Annotated in this window: 15 protein-coding genes and 2 riboswitches; of the genes, 7 read left to right on the top strand and 8 right to left on the bottom strand. The window is 66.7% G+C overall.

The window, feature by feature from the left end; genetic code table 11:
* Positions 1–4: 4 nt before the first annotated feature.
* The 3 genes from ASD55_RS13405 to ASD55_RS13395 form a co-directional block, all read right to left on the bottom strand.
* The gene (locus ASD55_RS13405; protein ID WP_056766817.1) at positions 5–1,087 is read right to left on the bottom strand and encodes a homoserine dehydrogenase; all 1,083 of its coding nucleotides are present in this window, start codon (positions 1,085–1,087) and stop codon (positions 5–7) included.
* Complete coding sequence (metB, locus tag ASD55_RS13400) at positions 1,084–2,274, bottom strand: cystathionine gamma-synthase (protein WP_056766815.1); 1,191 nt, start codon at positions 2,272–2,274, stop codon at positions 1,084–1,086. The genes ASD55_RS13405 and metB overlap by 4 nt, the downstream gene beginning before the upstream one ends.
* 86 nt (positions 2,275–2,360) lie before the next feature.
* Positions 2,361–3,401 (bottom strand): homoserine O-succinyltransferase, encoded by a 1,041-nt coding sequence (locus tag ASD55_RS13395; protein WP_056766996.1) that lies wholly within the window; start codon positions 3,399–3,401, stop codon positions 2,361–2,363.
* An 87-nt stretch (positions 3,402–3,488) separates the two neighbouring features.
* A riboswitch (SAM riboswitch) is annotated at positions 3,489–3,604 on the bottom strand.
* A 198-nt stretch (positions 3,605–3,802) separates the two neighbouring features.
* Here ASD55_RS13395 and ASD55_RS13390 point away from each other — a divergent pair.
* From ASD55_RS13390 to fusA, 4 genes are all read left to right on the top strand, one after another.
* Entirely contained in the window at positions 3,803–4,537 is a 735-nt protein-coding gene (locus tag ASD55_RS13390; RefSeq protein ID WP_056766994.1) for a 2OG-Fe dioxygenase family protein, read from the top strand.
* A 77-nt stretch (positions 4,538–4,614) separates the two neighbouring features.
* Positions 4,615–4,977, top strand: a complete 363-nt coding sequence (locus ASD55_RS13385) for a DUF1304 domain-containing protein (RefSeq protein WP_056766813.1) — start codon at positions 4,615–4,617, stop codon at positions 4,975–4,977.
* Between the two features lie 13 nt (positions 4,978–4,990).
* On the top strand, positions 4,991–5,653 hold the full coding sequence (locus ASD55_RS13380) for a M24 family metallopeptidase (protein ID WP_056766811.1): 663 nt from the start codon (positions 4,991–4,993) through the stop codon (positions 5,651–5,653).
* A gap of 103 nt (positions 5,654–5,756) precedes the next feature.
* Entirely contained in the window at positions 5,757–7,886 is a 2,130-nt protein-coding gene (gene fusA / locus ASD55_RS13375) for an elongation factor G (RefSeq protein WP_056766810.1), read from the top strand.
* A 158-nt stretch (positions 7,887–8,044) separates the two neighbouring features.
* Here the strand turns inward: fusA and ASD55_RS13370 are convergent, their stop codons facing one another.
* The 5 genes from ASD55_RS13370 to ASD55_RS13355 form a co-directional block, all read right to left on the bottom strand.
* Positions 8,045–8,854: a hypothetical protein gene (locus tag ASD55_RS13370; RefSeq protein WP_056766808.1), complete on the bottom strand. Its 810-nt coding sequence runs from the start codon at positions 8,852–8,854 to the stop codon at positions 8,045–8,047.
* Positions 8,855–9,050: 196 nt separating this feature from the next.
* Positions 9,051–10,211 (bottom strand): two-component system response regulator, encoded by a 1,161-nt coding sequence (locus ASD55_RS13365; RefSeq protein ID WP_056766806.1) that lies wholly within the window; start codon positions 10,209–10,211, stop codon positions 9,051–9,053.
* A 91-nt stretch (positions 10,212–10,302) separates the two neighbouring features.
* Positions 10,303–14,475: a response regulator gene (locus ASD55_RS13360; RefSeq protein WP_235577816.1), complete on the bottom strand. Its 4,173-nt coding sequence runs from the start codon at positions 14,473–14,475 to the stop codon at positions 10,303–10,305.
* A 5-nt stretch (positions 14,476–14,480) separates the two neighbouring features.
* Positions 14,481–14,645 carry a hypothetical protein gene (locus ASD55_RS18490; RefSeq protein WP_157599005.1) on the bottom strand — a complete coding sequence of 55 codons (165 nt, stop codon included), beginning with the start codon at positions 14,643–14,645 and terminating at the stop codon, positions 14,481–14,483.
* Positions 14,646–14,773: 128 nt separating this feature from the next.
* Positions 14,774–15,340 (bottom strand): manganese efflux pump MntP family protein, encoded by a 567-nt coding sequence (locus tag ASD55_RS13355; RefSeq protein WP_056716225.1) that lies wholly within the window; start codon positions 15,338–15,340, stop codon positions 14,774–14,776.
* A 2-nt stretch (positions 15,341–15,342) separates the two neighbouring features.
* A riboswitch (yybP-ykoY riboswitch) is annotated at positions 15,343–15,519 on the bottom strand.
* A gap of 105 nt (positions 15,520–15,624) precedes the next feature.
* On the opposite strand from ASD55_RS13355, the gene ASD55_RS13350 reads away from it, so the two are divergent.
* The 3 genes from ASD55_RS13350 (at position 15,625) to ASD55_RS13340 (ending at position 22,007) form a co-directional block, all read left to right on the top strand.
* Positions 15,625–17,226, top strand: coding sequence for a peptide chain release factor 3 (locus ASD55_RS13350; protein ID WP_056766803.1), 1,602 nt, complete (start codon positions 15,625–15,627; stop codon positions 17,224–17,226).
* Between the two features lie 84 nt (positions 17,227–17,310).
* On the top strand, positions 17,311–18,207 hold the full coding sequence (locus ASD55_RS13345) for a type II CAAX endopeptidase family protein (protein ID WP_056766802.1): 897 nt from the start codon (positions 17,311–17,313) through the stop codon (positions 18,205–18,207).
* Positions 18,208–18,344: 137 nt separating this feature from the next.
* Entirely contained in the window at positions 18,345–22,007 is a 3,663-nt protein-coding gene (locus ASD55_RS13340; RefSeq protein ID WP_056766800.1) for a response regulator, read from the top strand.
* The last annotated feature ends 11 nt before the right edge of the window (positions 22,008–22,018 follow it).

The raw sequence follows: 22,018 nt of genomic DNA, 5'->3' as shown, positions 1-22,018 counted from the left end.
GACCTCAACCCAGCGCCAGCACGTCCCCCAGCAAGGCCTGCGCGGTTACTTCCGGGCCGGCGCCCGGGCCTTGGATCACCAGCGGCTGGGTGTTGTAGCGGGTGGTGGTGAGGGCGAACTGGTTGTCGGTGCCGTACAGGCGCGCGGCGGGATGGGTGAGCGGCACTTCGGTCAGGCCGACGCGGGCCTGGCCGCGCTGGTTCAGGCGGGCGAGGAAGCGCAGCACGCAGCCGTGCGAGCTGGCCTCGGCACAGCGCGTGGCGAGTGCGGCGTCCAGTTCGTCCAGCCGCGCCATGAACGCCTCGGTGTCCAGCGCGCACAAGGACGGCGGCACCAGGCCTTCCACCTGCACCTCGTCGGTGCCCAGGGCGTAGCCCGCGTTGCGGGCGATGATCAGCAGCTTGCGCGCCACGTCTTCGCCGGACAGGTCCGAGCGCGGGTCGGGTTCGGTATAGCCAAGCTGGCGCGCCTCGCGCAGCAGTTCGGAGAACGGGCGGCTGCCGTCGTACTGGTTGAACAGCCACGACAGCGAGCCTGAGAAGACGCCTTCCAGGGTCAGCAAGGCGTCGCCGCAATGGCGCAGCCGGCGCAAGGTCGACAGCACCGGCAGGCCGGCGCCCACGGTGGCCGAGTCGCCGTAGCGCCCCCCCTGCGCCAGCGCGGTCTGCAGCGCGCGCCAGCCGGACAGCTCGCCGCCGGCCAGCGCCTTGTTGGCGGTGACCACGTGGTAACCCTGCGCCAGCCATTCGGCATGGCGCGTGGCCAGGGTCGCGCTGGCAGTGGCGTCGATGATCACCCTGACCGGCGCGCCGCTGGCGTCCAGCGCCGCCAGCAGGCCGGCATCGTCGCGTGGTGCGCCGTGCTGGTTCAGCTGTTCGCGCAGGTTGCGCTGGGCCAGCCGGGTCGGCTCGGTCTGCTGGCGCCGCGAATTGGCCGCGCCGACCAGCCGCAGGGCACTGGCCGACGAGGTGTTCAGCAGCTTCAGCAAGGCGCCGCCGACCACGCCGGTGCCCAGCAGGACGACAGCGATCGCAGGCGCGGACTCCGGCCGCGGATGCAGGGCCGGCTCGGCCAGCACGGCGCTCATGCAGGCACCCGGCGTTTGGACGTCTTTACGGCGATGGCGCGCTGCAGCCCCGCGTCCAGATCGCGCAGCAGGTCGTCGCCATCTTCGATGCCCACCGACAGCCGCAGCAGGCTGTCGGAAATGCCGGCGGTGCGGCGCGCCTCCGGCGCCATCGAGGCGTGGGTCATGCTGGCCGGATGGGCGACCAGGCTCTCGACGCCGCCCAGCGATTCGGCCAGCGAGAAATACTGCAGGCCATCGACGAAGGCCTCGACCTGGGCCACGTCGCCGTCCAGCTCGAAGCTCAGCATGGCGCCGAAGCCCTGTTGCTGGCGCCCCGCCAGCACGTGGCCGGCATGGCTGGCCAGGCCCGGGTAATAGACGGTGCGCACGGCCACGTTGGCCTCCAGCCGCTCGGCGATGCGGGCGGCGCTTTCCTGGTGCTGGCGCAGGCGCACGCCCAGCGTGCGCAGGCCGCGCAGGGTGAGGTAGCTGTCGAACGGCGCGCCGGTGAGGCCGTTGCAGTTGGCCCACCATTTCAGCTGGTCGAACACCGCCGCATCACGCGCCACCACGGCGCCGCCGACCACGTCGCTGTGCCCGTTGATGTACTTGGTGGTCGAATGCACCACCACGTCCGCACCGAGCAATAGCGGCTGCTGCAGCGCCGGCGAGAGGAAGGTGTTGTCTACCACCAGCAGCGCACCGACCGCATGTGCGGCCTGCGCCACGTGGCGGATGTCGGTGATCCGCAGCAGCGGGTTGGACGGGGTTTCCACCCACACCAGCGCCGGCTTGCGCGCCAGGCCGGCGGCCAGTGACACCGGATCGGTGAGGTCGGCGAACTCGACGGTGAAGCGGCCCTTCTTCGCCCACGCATCGAGCAGGCGCCAGGTGCCGCCATAGCAGTCATGCGCCGCCAGCACGGTGGCGCCGGCCGGCACCAGTTCCAGCGCCAGCGCCACCGCCGACATCCCGCTGGAAGTCACCACCGCGCCCACGCCCTGCTCCAGGTCGGCCAGAGCGTCGCCGAGCAGGTCGCGGGTGGGGTTGCCGCTGCGCGAGTAGTCATAGGCGCGCTTGCGACCGAAGCCGGCGAAGCTGTAGTTGGTCGACAGATGCAGGGCCGGCACCACGGCGCCGTGCTGGGTGTCGCTTTCGATGCCGGCGCGCACGGCGCGGGTACAGGGGGCGGTGGTATCGCTCATGACAATCTCCGGATCGTGTGCGTGGTGTTCTTGTTGCAGGGCGGGCGATGCCCATCGGCGCGTTGAGGAGCGAGCAATGTCCGCCGCTACAGGGCCAGCGCTTCGCGCAGCAGGGGGGCGAGTTGTTCGGGTTCTTTCAGGAAGGCGTCGTGGCCGTATGGCGATTCGACCACTTCCAGCGTGGCCGGGCCGCGCAGGCGACGCTGCAGTTCGCACAGGTCGGCCAGTGGCACCAGCCGGTCGGACGGAAAACCAATCAAGGTGGTCGGCGTCGGCACCTGCTCGGGCGCCACGTCGTGCAGGTCGATCGACTCGGACAGCGCAAGAAAGCGATCTGCGTCGAAGCGCTCGACGAAGCGGCGCCCCTGATGTTCCAGGTAATCCTCGACCGGGAAGTGGAAGCGGTCGTCGCGGAATGCCGGCGCGCCGGCAAAACGGCGGCCGAACTCGGCGCTGCCGCGGTAGGTGGTGATCGCCAGCTGCCGTGACAGCGCCAGCGCCTCATCGACGTTGCCGCTGGCTTGGCCCAGCCGCACGATGCCACGCTGCACGCTGCGCTGGGCGGTGCTGAGCGGATGGGCGCGGTGGGCGCCGGCCAGCAGCACCAGCCGTTCCAGCTGGCGCGGATGGCGGGCGGCGAAAGCCAGCCCCACCATCGCGCCATAGGACGAGCCGACGAAGGCATGCACCTGGGTCAGGCCCAGCTCGCGCAGCAGCGCGGCCAGCGCGTCAGCCTGGTCTTCGCTGGAGATGGACGCGGTGCCCAGTTGCGCCGGAGTCAGCCAGTCGATCGCCAGCACCCGGCAGCGGGTCAGGTCGATCGCCGCACCGTCGCCGACCAGCTCCTGCCACCAGCCCGGGGCCGCCGCGCCGGCCGGGCCGCTGACGTCGCGATCGGCCGAGATGCCGCCCTGCACGATCACCGTGGGCGCGCCCGCCGCGCCGTGCCACGCATAGCTCACCTCGACCGCGCGCGCGCCGGCACCGTACTTCGGGCTGAGCTGCAGCCGGCGCGTGCCGCGCTGGGCGGTGAGGCGGGCGCGCGGCTCGATGGAAGACGGGGACGCGCTGTCGGCGGCGCCGCTACAGCGCGTCTCGATACAGCGGGCTTCGGGCAGAAGGGTCATCTCGCGCTCTCCGGTCGACATCGCCCTGCGAGCTACCGGAAAGGTCGTCATCCATGGCACGACGGCAGCACGCCGCGAACCGGATCACGCCCATCTACCGGTGGATGCCGAAGCATCCCCGCAGGAGTTGGCACCGTGGCGGAAACGTTCCGCAGGTTGCCCCGGCTTCAAAGGGCCTGTCCCTCAGCCGGTCTCGATGAGTGAGGCGGATCTTGAGGCCTTGCCGATCACCTGTCAATAGACGTCTAAACATCTAGACGTATATATGGATACATTTAGCAAAAGACATAAAGAGCGCCTTTCGACCCAACATCCGGCCCGCTGAACCGCCTCGCAACCGCAGCCGCCCCGGGCGGTGCAAGGCCGTCGCCGCGACTTCCGTGTCCTGCTAACGTATGCCGATGACTCCCCACCCCGACACGTCCGCCCTGCATGCCCGGCTGCAGCGCGACGGCTTTGCCTTCGTCACCGCCGACATCATGCGCGACCTGCTGCCCGCCTCGGCGCTGACCGACTGGCCCACCTTCGTCACCAGCTGGAACGACCTGGCGCCGGACAGCTACCTGGCCGCCAGCGGTCGCCATCGCCGGCGCCGGCATGCCACCTTCTCCGCCGACGCCGGATACGGCGTGCGCGCCGAAGCGCACCAGCCGCACTACCAGAGCCTCCACTACAACCCGCTGCAGGGCGACATCCTGCGCTGGTTCGAGCCGGTGCTGCCGGCGATCGCCGACGGCGCCAGCCTGCGCCGGATCCTCGCGTTCTGCCACGAGCGTTTCGGCGCGCTGGCGCCGCACGTGCGCCACTGGCATGTCGAGGTGCACCAGTTCCGCATCGAGGCCCGCGCGGACGAGGCCGGCGAACCCACCCCCGAAGGCGTGCACCGCGACGGCGTCGACTACGTGCTGGTGCTGCTGATCGACCGCGAGAACATCGAGCGCGGCACCACCACCATCCATGCAGCCGATCGCAGCGAGGTCGGCCAGTTCACCCTGACCCACCCGCTGGATGCCGCCCTGGTCGACGACCACCGCGTCTTCCACGGCGTGACCGCGGTGACCCCGCTCGATCCCGCGCAAGCGGCACATCGCGACGTGCTGGTGGTGACCTTCCGGCGCGACGCCGCACCGGCCTGAGGGTCGCGATTGCGGGCAACCGGCTCGACTGCAACACTGCGGGCCAGCCATTCCTCTCGCCAGCCAGGGAACCCGCCATGTCCGTTGCCGCCAACATCGTGATCGCGCTGATTGCGCTGCTGCACCTGTGGTTCCTGGTGCTGGAGATGTTCCTGTGGACGCGGCCGTCCGGGCGCCGCGCATTCGGCACCACGGCGGAGTTCGCCGAACAGTCCAAGGCGCTCGCGGCGAACCAGGGGCTCTACAACGGCTTCCTCGCTGCCGGACTGGTATGGGGATTGCTGCTGGGCAACGGCGGCGCCAGCTTCAGCGTGAAGCTTTTCTTCCTCGTCTGCGTGCTGATCGCCGGCATCTACGGCGGACTGACCGCGGCGCGGAAGATCCTGTGGTTCCAGGCGCTGCCCGCGCTGGTCGCGCTGGTGTTGATCCACCTGGTCTGATGGTCCGTCACCCATGACTTCACTCCCCCGCGAAGCGGTCGGCCAGCGCTACGACCCGGCATTGATGCAGCGCGCCCGCGAGCGCAGCTGGGACGCCCTGCACGGCATCCGCCAGCGCATGCGTCCGGGCATCAGCGAGGACGAGGCCAGGGCCGAGGCGATGGAGGTGTTCCGCGAACTGGGCTGCGAGCGGCTGTGGCATCCGGTGCTGGTACGCATCGGCACGAATACCACCAAGGCCTACCGACAAGCCTCCGATCCGGACGTGCGGCTGGGCGAAAACGACAGCTATTTCATCGACCTGGGCCTGGTCTTCGACGGCCACGAAGGCGACGTCGGCGACACCTTCGTGATCGGGGATGCCCCGCAACAGCAGGCCTGCGCCGAGGCGGCGCGCGCGCTGTTCCACGAGGTAGCCGACGCCTGGCGTGGCCAGGGGCTGAGCGGCCAGGCGCTGTATGCGTTCGCCGAGGCGCGCGCCGCCGCGATGGGCTGGCGCTTCAACCAGGCCACCAAGGGCCACCGGGTGGGCGACTTCCCGCACGCGATCCACAAGGGCGGCGACCTGGCCGACCTGGGCGCGCCGCCGTCACGCGACCTGTGGATACTGGAGATCCAGATCGCGCACCCCACCGAACCGTTCGGCGCGTTCTACGAGGACCTGCTGTCCGGCTGACGGCGTGGCCGTCGCACCGCCTGCATTGAAAATCCCTGCAACAGACGGCATCTGAGCCGTCTGTTCCCGACACGTCATCGTGCCGCCCTATGGAGTTCTGCCCGTGGCCCGCAACAAACCCCTGAATCTGTACCGCAACATCGGCATCATCGCGCACATCGACGCGGGCAAGACCACGACCACCGAGCGCGTGCTGTATTACACCGGCAAGAAGCACCAGATCGTCGACGTGCACGACACCAAGGAAGGCAAGGGTTCCACCACCACCGACTACATGGAGCAGGAGCGCAAGCGCGGCATCACGATCCAGTCGGCCGCGGTGTCGGCGGTGTGGAAGGGCCACCAGATCAACGTCATCGACACGCCGGGACACGTCGACTTCACCATCGAGGTGAACCGCTCGCTGCGCGTGCTGGACGGCGCCGTGGTGGTGTTCGACGGCGTCGCCGGCGTGGAGCCGCAGACCGAGACCAACTGGCGCCTGGCCGACCAGTACAAGGTGCCGCGGCTGTGCTACGTCAACAAGATGGATCGCATCGGCGCCAACTTCGCGCATTGCGTGAAGGGCATCCGCGAGCGCCTGGGCGCCAACGCCCTGCTGTGCCAGGTGCCGCTGGGCAGCAGCGACGAATTCGTGGGCATGGCCGATCTGGTCGCCGGCGTGGGCTACATCTGGGCCTCCGACGACAAGGACAGCGTGTGGGAGAGCGTGCCGCTGGAACAGCTGAAAGACCGCCTGAAGTTCGGCTCCGACGCCGACAACGCGTGGATCGCCGACCTGCCCAAGCTGCGCGAGGACCTGCTGGAAAGCGCGCTGGCGCTGGACGACAACGCGTTCGAACACCTGATCAACACCGGCGAATTCGACCCGGCCGTGCTCAAGCGCTGCATCCGCAAGGGCACCGTCACCGGTGAACTGGTGCCGGTGCTGTGCGGCTCGTCGTACAAGAACAAGGGTGTGCAGCAGTTGCTGGATGCCGTGGTCGACTACCTGCCCTACCCCGGCGAGAACGGCGGCATCGCGATGGTCGACGAGGACGGCAACGTCGTCGGCGAACAGGCGGTGACCGACGACGCGCCGGCGCGCGCGCTGGCGTTCAAGGTGATCAACGACCAGTTCGGCACGCTGACCTTCTGCCGCATCTACTCCGGCGTGATCAGGAAGGGCGACACCCTGCTCAACGTGACGCGGGGCAAGAAGGAGCGCGTGGGCCGCATCGTCGAAGTGCAGGCCGACGACACGAAAGAGATCGACGAGGTCCGCGCGGGCGACATCTGCGCCTTCGTCTCGATGAAGGACACCGAGACCGGCGACTCGCTGAGCGACCCGGCGCACCCGGCGCTGCTCGAGCGCATGCGCTTCCCCGACCCGGTGATCAGCGTGTCGGTCGAGCCGAAGAGCCGCAACGACGTCGACAAGCTGTCCACCGCGCTCTACAAGATGGTCAAAGCCGATCCCTCGCTGCGCATGGAAGTGGACCAGGAAACCGGCCAGACCGTGCTCAAGGGCATGGGCGAGCTGCACCTGGAAATCACCATCGACCGCATGCGCACCGAACTGGGCGTGGAAGCGAGCATGGGCAAGCCGCGGGTAAGCTTCCGGGAGGCGTTCGGCCAGACCGTCGAGCACACCTATACGCACAAGAAGCAGAGCGGCGGCTCGGGCCAGTTCGCCGAGGTGAAGATGATCTTCGAGCCGGGCGAACCGGGCTCGGGCGTGGTGTTCTCCGACGAGGTGGTCGGCGGCCGCGTGCCCCGCGAATACATCCCCGCGGTAGAACATGCGATCAAGACCGAATCGCGCGAAGGCCAGGTCGCCGGCTACGAGGTGGTCGACTTCAAGGCGCGGCTGATCGACGGCAAGTTCCATGACGTCGACTCCTCCGCGCTGGCCTTCGAGATCGCCACCCGCCAGTGCTTCCGCGAGGCGCAGAAGCTCAGCAAGCCGAAGCTGCTGGAGCCGATCATGAGCCTGGAAGTGGTCACCGAGGCGACCTACCTGGGCGACGTGATCGGCGACATCAACCGCCGCCGCGGCACCATCACCGACCAGGGCCAGAAGGGTACGTCGGCCTTCGTGCAGGGCTTCGTGCCTCTGTCGGAAATGTTCGGCTACATCAACTTCCTGCGCTCGGCCACCAGCGGCCGCGGCAACTTCTCGATGATCTTCGATCACTACCAGGAAGTGCCGGCCAGCATGGTCGACAAGCTGATGGAGAAGGAGGCGAAGTAAGGCTTCGTTCTCAACCGCCACCTGATCCTGCCTCAGTGTCAAATGCGGAAGCCCGGGAGTTGCTCCCGGGCTTTCGTGTTCGTGTCGAAGGATGATGGCGATCCGGTACCGGCCAACGGATCAAGACGGCACAGGTGCACACATGGCCAACGGGAACTTCAACCGGCGCCGAGATGAGCCAGTTCAAAGCCGGTCAGGCCATTCGCGGCGATACTCGCCTCCAGCACCTGCCTGGCTTCGTCATTGACATAGATTCGGATGCGCGCCGTTCGCGGATCCTTGAAGACCGTTGGCCCGACCGGCAATGCATCGGCTCTGAAGGCCTCCTTGACGATAGACCCGGAGGAGCGTCGCTCGGAGCGATCAGGATCGATGCAGTCGATCACCCGCGTGACGTTGTAGAAATACTCGACCTTGTCGTCCACCTTTGCTTCAAGCAATTGCCCGAATTGCGCCAGAAAGGGCCCCAGCGCGTCGGCGGCTTTCTGGCTGAGCACCAAAGAGCCGGCCAGCAGCAGGCTGACATCGCCGCGAGGCAGGTGATTCTTCTTCCGGCCCTCCTGGTAAACCTCGACGACTGGCCGCCGCTTCCATTGCCTGGGCGTGCCGTCAAATTCGAAGACCCCCGAATTTACCTGCGCGTCGCTGGGCACGAGCGGAGCGAATTTGTCCGGAGACTGTGTCCTCAATTCCCAAATCGACATGTTCAAGCCCTTCTGTACGGGAGTTCCCGCGATCATGTCCGCACGCATACTCTGCAGCTCGGCCCGGCCGGCAGCCGCCCCGTCAGTGCGTCGACCAAGCAGGCGCGCCGCGACCGTGGCGTGATAGAGCTTGCTGTGAATGGGATCATGTGCGTTCGCCTTTTCCAAGCCTGCAATGTTGGCACCAGGCGCCCTCGGCAGGAATACGCGATTGTCCGCCACGCGGGCCTCACGCCGGCAATGTTCCGGCGCAAGCAAAGGCATGTGTGAAAACGTGCCGGGAATCTTTCCGGAAGTGACGTTCGCACTCGTCGCGTTTCGGTCTTCCGGAACCCCGAGCGGCGGCACGGGGCATGGAGCCCGGCACGGAGGGTCCTGTGTGACAGCTTGACCAACGGGGATGCGCGCAGCGCCGGAGCAGGCATCATCCGGCGTGAACCCGGACAGGGCCGCTGCTCCCCTACATCTCGATCTCTTCGCCGCCAAGGTCCGTGATCATCCGCTCGGCCTGCCGCACCAGGACCTGCGATGACTCCTTGTAGCGGTTCGCGATCTCGCGGATGCCGTCCGCGCAGCCGAGGAAGGCATCGACGATGTCCGGGTCGAAGTGCGTTCCGCGTCCTTCGCGGATGACCTGCACCGCCTCTTCATGGGATATCGCCCGTTTGTAGACGCGCTTGTTGATCAGTGCGTCGTACACGTCCGCCACGGCCATCAGCCTTGCCGAAATGGGTATCTCGTCTCCCTTCAGGCCCTTCGGATAGCCACTGCCATCCCACCATTCCTGGTGGCTGTAGGCGATCTCCTTGGCATAACGCAGGAAGCCGATCTCCTCGCCGATGGCGAGTTCGGCGTTGGCAATGGCGTTGCCGCCCAGCGTGGTGTGCATCTTCATGATTTCGAATTCGTCCGGCGTCAGCTTGCCCGCCTTGAGCAGAATCCGGTCGGGAATGCCGATCTTGCCGATGTCGTGCAGCGGTGCCGACTTGAACAGCAGGTCGATCGTGCCTTCGGTCAGGAAGGCGGCGAAACGCGGATGACGGGCGAGCTTCTGCGCCAGCAGCTTCACGTAATGCTGGGTGCGCAGGATGTGGTTGCCGGTATCGTTGTCGCGGGTTTCGGCCAGCGATGCCAGGGCGCGGATCGTCACCTCCTGGATCATCGTGACTTCCCGCGTGCGCCGCTGCACCTCGCGCTCCAGAAATTCGCTCTTGTACTTCAGGAAGTCGCGCGCCGCCTTGAGCTGCAGATGGTTGCGCACGCGCGACTGCACCAGCGGCGGACTGATCGGCTTGGTGATGTAGTCGACGGCGCCCAGCTCCAGGCCGCGGCGCTCTTCCTCGACCGAGCTCATCGCGGTCAGGAAGATCACCGGGATGTCCCGTGTCCGCGGGTCAGCCCGAAGCTGCCGCAGCACTTCGTAGCCATCCATCTCCGGCATCATGATGTCGAGCAGGATCAGATCCGGTGGCGTCGACGCCTGCGCCAGCTGCAATCCGCGCGCACCACCAGGGGCGACCTTCACCTTGAACTCCCCGCGCAACACCTCGCTGATCAGGGCGAGGTTTTCCGCAGTATCGTCGATGGCCAGCACGACTTCCCGGGTTTCCGATTCGCTCATTGCCTGTCTCCGTTGCTTCGCGGCTACATTCCCTGAGAACCTGTCTAACATACACGCATGGGTTCCGGGCAAAAAATCCGTGATCGGCGCGTTACTGCGAAAGCGCATCGAGCGCCGTCAGCGCTGCCTCAAAATCGAAAGCCGATATGGCACGCGCCACGTCATGAAAAGCGGATGCATGCGAAGTCCCTCCGGTGAGCCGGAGGATCTCCTCGATCACCGCGGCAGCCTCCGCGTCGCCATCGAGCAGCAGGATGCGCAGGCGCTGGACCAGTCCCTGCAGGTACTCCGGGTCCGCGCTGGCAGGCACGGCGAGCGCCTCCGGCTCATGCGTGGTCAGGGCGGCGAGGCCAGCCATGACCTTGTCCAGTTCGACGCAGGTACGCTGAAGCAAATCGACGATGCGGTCCGCGCCCGCACTGTTGATGCAGGCAAGTTCCAGTGCGGCGGCGCACGTCTCCAGCGCCCGTGCACCCAGGGTGCCGGCCAGGCCTTTCAGGGTATGCGCCGCACGCTGTCGATCGGCCGGATCGCCCTGCCCCGACATCTTCAGGAAGCGTGTTTCGAAATCGCGCTGACTGTCGCGGAACATCGTCAGCAGGCGCGTGTACAGCGCCACGTCGTCCATCGCCGCGGCGAGGCCGATCTTCGCGTCGATGCCCGGCAACGGCGGCAGCGAGCTGGCAGTCGGGCCGGTGATGCCGGACGACGGGATTTCCTGCGCCGGCATGGCGCTCTTCTGGACGACAGCAGATGACAAAGCGGAAGGCCTGATCCATTTCGCCAGCGTCGCGAACATGTCGGCGACGCGCAGCGGTTTGGCAATGTGGTCGACCATGCCGGCATCGATGACCTTCTCACGGTCGCCGATCATCGCGTTGGCGGTCATCGCGATGATCGGCAATCCCGCCAGCGCAGGCTGGGCGCGGATCGCCCGACTGGCTTCGTAGCCGTCCATCACCGGCATCTGGCAGTCCATCAGCACCGCGTCGAAATGGCTGTCCCGGCCGAGGATGTCGAGCGCCTCCTGGCCGTGACCGGCGACCATCACCTCCATCCCGGCCTGGGTCAGGATCTCCCTGGCCAGCTCCTGGTTGACGTCGTTGTCCTCCACCAGCAACACGCGGGCGCCACGCAGCCGACGCAAGGCCTCGCTGTTGCGTTCGGCCTTGCGATGGACGCGGGAGTCGACAACCTTGCCCTTGCCCAGCGCCTCGACCACGGCGTCGAACAACGACGAGAAGGTCACCGGCTTGGTCAGCACGGCCTGGACCCGGACGCCGCTTCTTGCCGCTGCATCGAGTGCTTCATCGCGACCATGGGCGGTCACCATGATCACCGCGGGGAAAGACGTCATGGCGGTGTATTCCTGCAGGCGGCGAATGGTTTCCACACCATCCATCGTCGGCATTTTCCAGTCCGTCAGCACCACGTCGTAGGGATGACCACCGGTCGCCGCCGCGGCCTCGGCAATCATCACCAGTGCCTGGCCACCGCCGCTGGCGGTATCGACGTCCACGCCGAACTCGGTGGCTATCGTCGCCAGGATTTCGCGTGCCACGGGGTTGTCATCGACGATCAGCAAGCGCAATCCGTTGAGATCGTCGGCATACAGCTCGGGGCGAAGCGAAGGCATGGCCTGTACGCCCAGCAGCGCATGAAAGTGGAAGGTCGAGCCCTGGCCCGGCTCGCTGTCGACCCATATCTCGCCACCCATCATGCCAACCAGCCGGCGCGAAATGGCCAGGCCCAGGCCGCTGCCGCCGTACTTGCGCGTGGTCGAACTGTCGGCCTGGGAGAACGACCGGAACAGCGCGGAGACCTGTTCGCCGGTCATGCCGATTCCCGAATCGCGCACCTGGAAATGCAGCTGGACCTGGTCGCCTTTCATGGCAACCCTCTCGACGCTGACCACCACCGCGCCCTTCTCGGTGAACTTGACGGCGTTGTTGCCCAGGTTGACCAGGACCTGCCCCAGTCGCAGCGGGTCGCCGACCAGCGCGGTGGGCACGTCCGGAGCGATTTCGAACAGCAGTTCGAGGTTGCGCTGTTCGGCCTTCAGGCCGACGAGGTTGGCAAGGTTGTCCATCACGTCTTCCAGACGGAAGTCGACCGATTCCATGGCCATCTTGCCTGCCTCGATCTTCGAGAAGTCGAGGATGTCGTTGATCACCCCCAGCAGGTTCTCGGCGGCGCGGTGGACTTTCTCGATGTAGTTGCGCTGGCGCGGGTCCAGCGCGGTCTGCAGGGCGAGGTAGGACATGCCGATGATCGCGTTCATCGGCGTGCGTATCTCGTGGCTCATGTTGGCCAGGAAGTCGCTCTTGGCGCGAGTCGCCTCCTCGGCAATGTCCCTCGCCCGCAGCACCTCGCCCTGGACACGCTTGCGCTCGGTAACGTCGACCAGCCAGCCGATGATGCCGTCCTCGCCATCGAACGACAGCGGAACGTAGGTGCCCTGCATGTCGCGAACGCTGCCATCGCGGACCAGCAGGTGGGTTTCCGCGTTCCTGGCGAATCCGTCGCGCCGGATGATCTCCATCAGGTCTTCGCGTTCGCGCAAGTCCACGTACAGACGACGCCAGTCGTCGCCCGGCCCCATTCCGAAGGTCTTCATGAACCGGGGATTGGCGAACTTGATCTTCCCGTCCACCGAGAAGTCGATATTGATCGGACTGGTATCCAGGATCATCTGGAGGCGCTCACGCTCGCCGGCCAGCTTGACGGTCTGCTCGCCGACCTTGGCCTCGAGTTCGTCGGCAAAGCGCCGCAGCGCCTCGCTGGCGCGAACCTCGGTGGTGTTGTCCACGCCGACGGTGGCCACGCCCACCGGCGCCTTCTCACCCGACACCTCGATGGGAAACCGCACCAACTGGTGGTGTCTGGTCTGGCCCTGGGCGTCGATGAAGCTGGTGTCGAATCGCGCGGGCTCGCGCGTCCGCAGCACTTCGTCACGCTGCCGCTCGCGTTGAGCCCGACCCTCCGACTCGGTGGTTTCGTAGCCCGCGGCATCGACGAAGACACCGATCAGTGGTGCTATCGAATCAAATCGGGAGTTGGTCTGCACATACCTCCCATCGGCGGCCTGGATGCACATGTAGGCGGGCGCGTTGCTGAAGAAGCTGACAAGCCGTGCCTCACTGCGCTGCATGTCGCGACGCAAACGTGCGTCGCGGTACGACAGCAGCAACAACAAGGTCACCGCGGTCGCCGCCAGGGCGTAGACCCAGAACGCGGCGAATCGGGAAGGTCGATAAGCCTCGGACTCGTCGATTTCCACGATCAGGCCAAGATTCATGCCCTGCAGCCATTGGCCCGCGCCCACCACCGGCACCCGGCGGTAGTCGAGGTAGTCGTCCATGAACCAGCTTTCGCCGCCGTTCGAAGCCAGCACTGCCTGCGCCAGCCGCGTCGGCGGATCGCTGCCCAACGGAAGCGGCAGCTTGTCCGATGTCGCCGAATGGCTCGATGGCACGCGGGCGTACAGGCGGCTGACATGATTGCCCTGCGGCGTCGACGGATTTCCTTCGAAAGCCGATTCGAAGCGGCTCGGCGTGCGCAGGCGCGCATCGCGCCCTATCAGCATCGCCTCGCCGGTTTCTCCCTGCCAGCCGGCCGCAAGCAGGGGGAACAGCAACTTGCGCGGGTTGGACCCGATGCAGAAGTAGCCCAGTACCTGCGCCCCGTCAGCCACGGTGCGGCAGGCCAATTGCACGAAGTCGCGGTCACCCTCTGCCTTCGCCCGACGTGACAGCTTGGTTGCGCGGAACGGTGCGGAAACCGCATAGCCGTCGGTGTCGAGCCTGGGCAGCATCGCGGTCAGTACTTGCGAAGTGTCGCCGACATGCACCGGATCATCCACGGCGAGGATCGTGCCCGCGGGGCTGTAGAGCACGTAGATCCTGAAGCCGTACTGGGCCTGGCGCTGGGCCGCCCACGCGGTCATCCTCGAACGCGCCCCGGCGTCTGCCGGACTCAGCGAAAACGCCCGGGTGAGGTCGATCAACTCGGGGTCTTTCACGATGGCGGCGGTAGCCTCGATCTGGTTCCTGTACAGCACCTGCAGGAGATCGGCGGCGGCATCGAGGCTGGCCTTGAGCTGGGAACGCACCGACTGCTGGTCGAGCACGCGAATCCGGTTCGCCGCGACGACGCTGAACAACACGATGACGATCGCGCTCGACGCGGCGACCAGGGGCAGCCAGTTGCGGAAGGGAGTGACGCCACCGCCACGCCCTTGAACGAACGAGATCAGGCTCGACACGAACTTCATTGGTGGCCCAGGCCGATGAGAACGGCCGCTGCCGGATTCCCGGCTGCCGTGCCGGGCATGGGCACCCACACGGGGCCGGCGCTGCCAGGGATGATCCGCGTCAGCGCGACGCCGTCCATCGACAGGATCGGGACGCTCTTTCCTTGCAGTCTCTGGCCCATATGGCCTCCCCGCAACGCGACAGAGATGGCATGCGCGATGGTGTCACTCGCGCCTCCACTCCACGTTCACATGCGCGGCGTGCATGTGCCATGAAGGTGCTGCGCGCGTGCCCCGCGCCGGCGTGACCTCAAGCCGACAGGTGCTCGTACACGATCACCGCGCCTACGCCGATCAGGATGATGCCGCCAATCACCTCGGCGCGTCGACCCACCATCGCACCAAGCACGCGGCCCAGCATGATGCCCAGCGTGACCATGCTGAACGTGCACAGGCCAATCACCACGGCAACCACGGCGATCGGCGTATCGACGAAGGCCAGGCCCACGCCCACCGCCAGCGCATCGATGCTGGTGGACAGGCCGGTCAGTGCAAGGCCGATGAAGCCATGCTTCTTCGTCTCGTCGGCCGGTTCGTCCGACTCCGGCTTCACGCCGTTCCAGATCATGTGCAGACCCAGCGCCAGCAGCAGGGCGAACGCGGCCCAGTGATCCCAGGCCTGGATATAGCGCGAAGCGCCCCTGCCCAGCAGCCAGCCGACCACCGGCGTGATCGCCTCGATGACACCGAAGATCAGCCCGGCGCGCATGGCCTGGGACAGCCGCGGGCGCGTCATGCCCGCACCCTTGCCGATCGCCGCGGCGAACGCGTCGGTGGACATGGCGAAGCCGAGCAACAGGATGGAAACAGGATTCATGCAATGCCTTGTGGTCGGGCCAGGCGCAACGGCAGCACGGCGCGCCCGACCTCCGTGGCGCCGTGAACCGCTGGTCTCGCCAACCGGAATCGGTGTCTTCGCCACGGCGGATGGACGCCGAGCATGTTGACGAAGACGCCTCGTCGCAACGAGGCAGGCTACTCCCCAAGGGGTGTGGTCGAGCCGGCCAAGCCGGCACAACCGGGGCAAGCGTAACACGGCGTCCGGGGCCATCGGCATTCCACGCTACAATTGCCGGTTCGCGTCCCCATTGACACACCTCCATGTCCAGCCATCTCCAGGAAACCCGCCGTCGCCGTACCTTCGCCATCGTCAGCCACCCTGACGCGGGCAAGACGACGCTGACCGAAAAACTGCTGCTGTTCGGCGGCGCGATCCAGCTGGCGGGCTCGGTGAAGAGCCGCAAGACGTCGCGCAGCGCCACTTCGGACTGGATGGCGCTGGAGAAGGAGCGCGGGATTTCGGTGACCTCGTCGGTGATGCAGTTCCCGTACGAAGGCAAGATCGTCAACCTGCTCGACACGCCGGGACACGCGGACTTTTCCGAGGACACTTACCGCGTGCTGACCGCGGTGGACTCGGCGCTGATGGTGATCGACTGCGCCAAGGGCGTGGAGGAACGGACGATCAAGCTGATGGAGGTGTGCCGGCTGCGCGATACGCCGATCATGACCTTCATCAACAAGCTCGACCGCGAGGGTCGCTCGCCGATCGAGCTGCTCGACGAGGTGGAGTCGGTGCTGGGCATCGCCTGCGCCCCGCTGACCTGGCCGATCGGCATGGGCAAGCGTCTGAAGGGCGTGTACCACCTGGCGCTGGACGAGGTGCACGTGTTCGAGCAGGGCAAGAATTTCACCCGGCAGGACTCCACCATCTTCAAGGGCCTGGAGGCCCCGGGCCTGGTCGAACGGATCGGCGAGGAGGCCATGCGCGAACTGCGCGAGGAACTCGAACTGGTGCAGGGCGCGGCGCCCTCGTTCGACCTCGACGAGTACCTGGCCGGTCGGCAGACGCCGGTGTTCTTCGGCTCGGCGGTGAACAATTTCGGCGTACAGCTGCTGCTGGACTTCTTTGTCGAGCACGCGCCGTCGCCGCAGCCGCGCGACACGACCTCGCGGGCGATCGAGCCGGAAGAGGAAAAGCTGTCCGGCTTCGTGTTCAAGATCCAGGCCAACATGGACCCCGCGCACCGCGACCGCGTGGCCTTCATGCGCGTGTGTTCGGGCACCTACAACGCCGGCATGAAGATGGTGCAGACGCGCACCGGCAAGGAAGTGCGCATCGCCAATGCGTTGACCTTCATGGCCAGCGATCGCGAGATCGTCGAGACGGCCTACCCCGGCGACGTGATCGGCCTGCACAACCACGGCACCATCACCATCGGCGACACCTTCACCGAGGGCGAACAGGTTTCCTTCACCGGCATCCCGAACTTCGCGCCCGAACTGTTCCGCCGAGCGCGGCTGCGCGATCCGCTGAAGATGAAGGCGCTGCAGAAGGGCCTGGCGCAGCTGTCCGAGGAAGGCGCCACCCAGTTCTTCCGCCCGCTGATGTCGAACGACCTGATCCTGGGCGCGGTCGGCGTGCTGCAGTTCGAGGTGGTCGCCTATCGGCTGAAGGACGAGTACAACGTCGACGCCAGCTTCGAGCCGGTCACCGTCAGCACCGCGCGCTGGGTGCACTGCGACGACGAGAAGAAGCTGGAGGAGTTCCGCGAGAAGAACGCGATGAACCTGGCCATCGACGGTGCCGGCGAGCTGGTCTACATCGCGCCGACCCGAGTCAACTTGCAGCTGGCGCAGGAGCGCTGGCCGCAGGTGCGCTTCGCCAACACGCGCGAGCATGCGGCGGCCGTCGACGTCTAGATCCCGGCGGCATGACGGTCGTCACTGGGCAACCCGGCGCCCGACCGCTAACCTGCGCTGATTCCAACCGGGGGAAACCAGCACATGCCGCAGCCAGCCATCGCCTTCGTCACGCCCGCCGATGCACCCGCGTGGAAACGCTGGCTGGTGTATTCGGCCGGGGCGCGCATCGTGATTTTCATCGCGCTCTTCATTGCGCTGAGTTTTGCCGCTGGCGCCGTGCTGCACCTGCTGGGTCTGGGCAAGGCCTCACCGCCGCTGGAACGCGCTTTCGGCCAGTTTGTCATCCGCGCCCTGATCCCGCTGCTGGTTTATCTGATCCTGGTGAAATGGATCGAGCGCCGGCGCATGAGCGAACTGGCGCCAGCCACGCTGCTGCCGCAAGGCCTGCTGGGCGTGGCGTTCGGCGTGGTGCTTTTCAGCATCATCGTCGGCGTGATGTACCTGCTGGGCAGCTACCAGGTGACCGGCACCAACCCGGATGCGGCATGGCTGCCGGCCTTGCTGGTGGTGGGGCTGGGCGCGGGCATCGGCGAGGAGATCATGTTCCGCGGCGTGCTGTTCCGCATCGTCGAGGAAGGCATGGGCACCTGGGCCGCGCTGATCATCTCGGCGCTGTTCTTCGGTGCGGTGCACCTGGGCAATCCCGGCGCCACGCTGTGGAGTTCGCTGGCGATCGCGATCGAGGCCGGCCTGTTGTTCGGCCTGCTGTACCACGTGACTCGCTCGCTGCCGCTGTGCATGGGCCTGCACGCGGCGTGGAATTTTACCCAGGGCACGATCTATGGCATCCCCGTTTCGGGCACTGACGCCGACGGCTGGCTGGTGTCCACCCGCAGCGGGCCGGACTGGCTCAGCGGCGGCGTGTTCGGGGCGGAGGCTTCGGTGGTCGCGCTCGCGCTGTGCTCCCTGTGCACGTTGGGCCTGCTGGTGATGGCACTGCGTCGGGGTTCGATCGTCCCGTTGCGCTCACGCCGCTGAGCGGCAGGCGATGGAACCGGTGGCTGGCCCGGGGCTGAATTCGCCATGGCACGCGGTTGGGGTTTGGTCGGCGTAGCAGCTACCCTGAGGACGGGTCGCCGACCGGCGACCCCACCTCGCCGGTATCGGACACCGCCATGGCCACCCACAATTCGCAGCAGCCCGGTTACCGCAGGAAGATCTCGTGGCTGGCCAACCAGCCACTGACGCGCAAGATGATGCTGGCCATCGGCCTGCTGCTGGGCGTGTTCCTGATCGCCAACGTGGTTACCCTGCACTCCCTGCAGACGCAGGAAAACAACCGGCACTGGGCCAGCCATACCTATCAGGTGCTGCTGCAGATCGACACGGTGCAACGCGCCGCGCAGACCGGCCAGGTGGGCGCGCGCGGCTATCTGCTGGCGGGTTCGGCCAACGAGCTCGAATTGTTCCAGAAGTCCACGCGCGAGCTGGACCTGCGCATTCGCGGATTGCGCCAGTTGGTGGCAGACAACCCCTTGCAACAGGGCCGGCTCGATGCCGTGGCCGCCATGGCCAGCCGCTGGCAACGCGAGGTGGTCGACCTGGGCATCACCCCGTTGAAGCGGTTGGACCTGGGCGCCCCGGACGCCGCCCTGGAGCGTCAGCGCATCCAGACCGGATACATTGCCGGGCGCACCGTGCGCGTCGAGGACATGTCCGCGGCGCTGGATCAGATGGCCGGCGAAGAAAACCACCTGCTGGCCCTGCGCAACCAGCAGCTGGACCAGACCCTGCGCAACACCAAGGCGCTCAACGCGCTTTCCATCCTGCTCGGCATCCTGCTCGGCATCACGGTCATCCGGCTGACCTCGCAACTGGTGATCCGCCCGCTGCGCCGGCTCACCGACCAGATGACCCAGCTCTCCCATCACAACCACGACTTCGAGATACGCCGGCTGGATCGCCGCGACGAGGTCGGCGAGATCGCCCGCGCGCTGCAGGTGTTCAAGCAGATGTCGCTGGATACCGATGCGCGGTCGTGGATTCGCTCCAGGGTGGCGGACATTTCCCAAGTGCTGTTGCAGGCCACCACGCACAAGGACTTCGCCCATTGGCTGACCAGCGAAGTGGTGCCGCTGTGCAACGCGGGGCTGGGCCTGTTCTACTCGTTCGACGACGCGCGTCATCGACTGGACCTGCTGGGCAGCTACGGCCTGCGCCTCAGCAACCGGTCCGCCGACCAGTACATGCCCGGCGAGGGGCTGGTCGGTCAGTGCGCGGTGGATCGCAAGGCGATCATCCTGGACCAGGTACCGGCCGATTACCTGCGCATCGATTCGGGCAGCGGCGAGGCGGTGCCCACCCATGTCGCGATCCTGCCGGTGATCTATCGCGAGACCCTGATCGGCGTGCTGGAGCTGGGCAGCTTCACCGCGCTGACCGCCCTGCAGCGGCAGCTGCTGGACGAACTGTTGCCGATCGTGGCGCTGGCGCTGGAGAACCTCAACCAGGCCGTGCATACCCAGGGCCTGCTGCAGCAGACGCAGGAACAGGCGGACGAACTGCGCCTGTCCGAACTGGTGATGCGCCAGCAGAAGGAGGTGCTGCACGAGAGCAACACCACGCTGCAGACGAAGACCGCCGAGCTGGAAGAGCAGTCGCAGCGCCTGATCGCGTCGGAGGAGGAGCAGCGCGTGCAGGCCGAGGAGCTGCGCTCCTCCAACGAAGAGCTGCGCGAAATGACCGAGAGCCTGAACAGGCAGAAGGTCGTGCTGGAAGAGCTGCAGCAGGAAACCGAGGAAAAGGCCGTCGAGCTGGCGCGGGCCAGCCAGTACAAATCCGAATTCCTGGCCAACATGTCGCATGAGCTGCGCACGCCGCTGAACAGCCTGCTGATCCTGTCGCGCAGCCTCGCCGACAACGACACCGGCAACCTCGACGACGAGCAGATTGAATCGGCGCAGATCATCCATGACGCCGGCAACAGCCTGCTGCACTTGATCAACGACATCCTGGACCTGTCCAAGGTCGAGGCCGGCAAGATGGAGCTGATGGTCGAGGAGGTTTCGCTCGCCGAGCTCGGCAGGCGCTTGCAGCGCAACTTCGCCCACGTCGCCAGCGGCAAGCATCTGGACTTCGAGCTGGCGATCGACACGGGGCTGCCCGACGTCATTGCCACCGATGGCGGCAAGGTCGAACAGATCGCCAACAACCTGCTCAGCAACGCGTTCAAGTTCACCGCCAGCGGAGCGGTGAACCTGCACATCGGTCGCCCGCGGACCGACCTGGAAATTCCTGCGGCGCTGTCCGGCCAGCCGCTGCTGGCGATCACCGTGAGCGACACCGGCATCGGCATTCCGCCGGACAAGCTGGAGCGCATCTTCAACGCCTTCGAGCAGGTCGACGCCAGCACCAGCCGCCAGTTTGGCGGCACCGGCCTGGGCCTGGCGATCTCGCGCCGGATGGCGCAACTGCTGGGCGGCGACGTGGTACTGCACAGCGAAGCCGGACGCGGTAGCCAGTTCTCTTTGTTGCTGCCGGAAACACCGCCGGCCACCGCCACGCCGGTCGTCGAGGCGGAAGCCGCCCGCGGCACGCAGACCCGGCGCATCGCTTCGCCGGCACTGCTGCCCGCCGCCATCGAGGACGACCGTCAATCGTTGCTGCAGGGCCAGATCACCATCCTGGTGATCGAGGATGACCCCGCCTTCGTACGTATCCTGATCGACCTGATCCACCGCCGGGGCTATCGGGCGCTGGCTGCGATGGACGGTGAATCCGGCCTGCAACTGGCGCGCGAGCATCATCCGTCGGGCATCCTGCTGGATGTGTCGCTGCCGGTGATGGACGGCTGGACGGTGCTGGACCGGCTCAAGGTGGATGAGGCCACGCGCTCGATCCCGGTCCACTTCGTGTCGGTCAGCGACGTCGGCAGGCGCGGCATGGAACGGGGCGCGGTCGGCTTCCTGACCAAGCCGGTCAGTCGCGAGGCGATTGCCGAAGCACTCGACCGCCTGCTGCGCTTCAGCGAGGGCAAGCGGCGCCGGCTGCTGGTGGTGGAAGATGACACCGCCTCGCGCAAGGCCATCCGCACCGCGCTGCGCGCCCACCACGTGGAGGTCGACGAAGCCGAGTCGGCCGAGGATGCGCTGCCGAAGATCGCCGACGTCAGCTACGACTGCATCGTGCTGGACCTGGGCTTGCCGGGCATGTCGGGCCTGGAATTGATGGAGCACCTGTCGGCCCGGCCGAAGGCGATGCCACCGGTGGTGGTGTACTCGGGGCGCGAACTGGACCCGGCCGAACAACTGAAACTGCGTCAGTACGCCGAAGCCGTCGTGCTCAAGGGCGCGCGTTCCAGCGAGCGCCTGCTGCAGGAAGTGGGAGCGTTCCTGCAGGACATTCCGCGACCCGCGGCGACGCCCGCAACGATGGAGGCGGCTCCCACAGCCACGCTGGCCGGTCACCGCGTGCTGCTGGTGGACGACGACATGCGCAACCTGTTCGCGCTGTCCAAGGTGCTGCGCGGCTGGGGTCTGCAGGTCGACATGGCCCAGGATGGCTACAAGGCGCTGGCCGCCTTGCAGACCGGCGAGCGGCCCGACCTGATCCTGATGGACATCATGATGCCGGGCATGGACGGCTACACGACGATACGCAACATCCGCGACATGGCTGACTTCAGCACCCTGCCGATCATCGCCGTGACGGCCAAGGCGATGACCGGTGACCGCGAGTTGTGCCTGCAGATGGGCGCCAGCGACTACCTCTCCAAGCCGATCGACATCGACAAGCTCGCCGTCATGTTGCGCCATTGGCTGCCGGACGCGCAGTCGTGAGCACTGTGCCG

The sequence above is a fragment of the Rhodanobacter sp. Root561 genome, assembly GCF_001427365.1.
In the GTDB taxonomy this organism is placed as follows: Bacteria; Pseudomonadota; Gammaproteobacteria; order Xanthomonadales; family Rhodanobacteraceae; genus Rhodanobacter.
The sequence above is the reverse complement of the archived record's forward strand: the minus strand, read 5'-3'. Positions and strand labels throughout refer to the sequence as shown.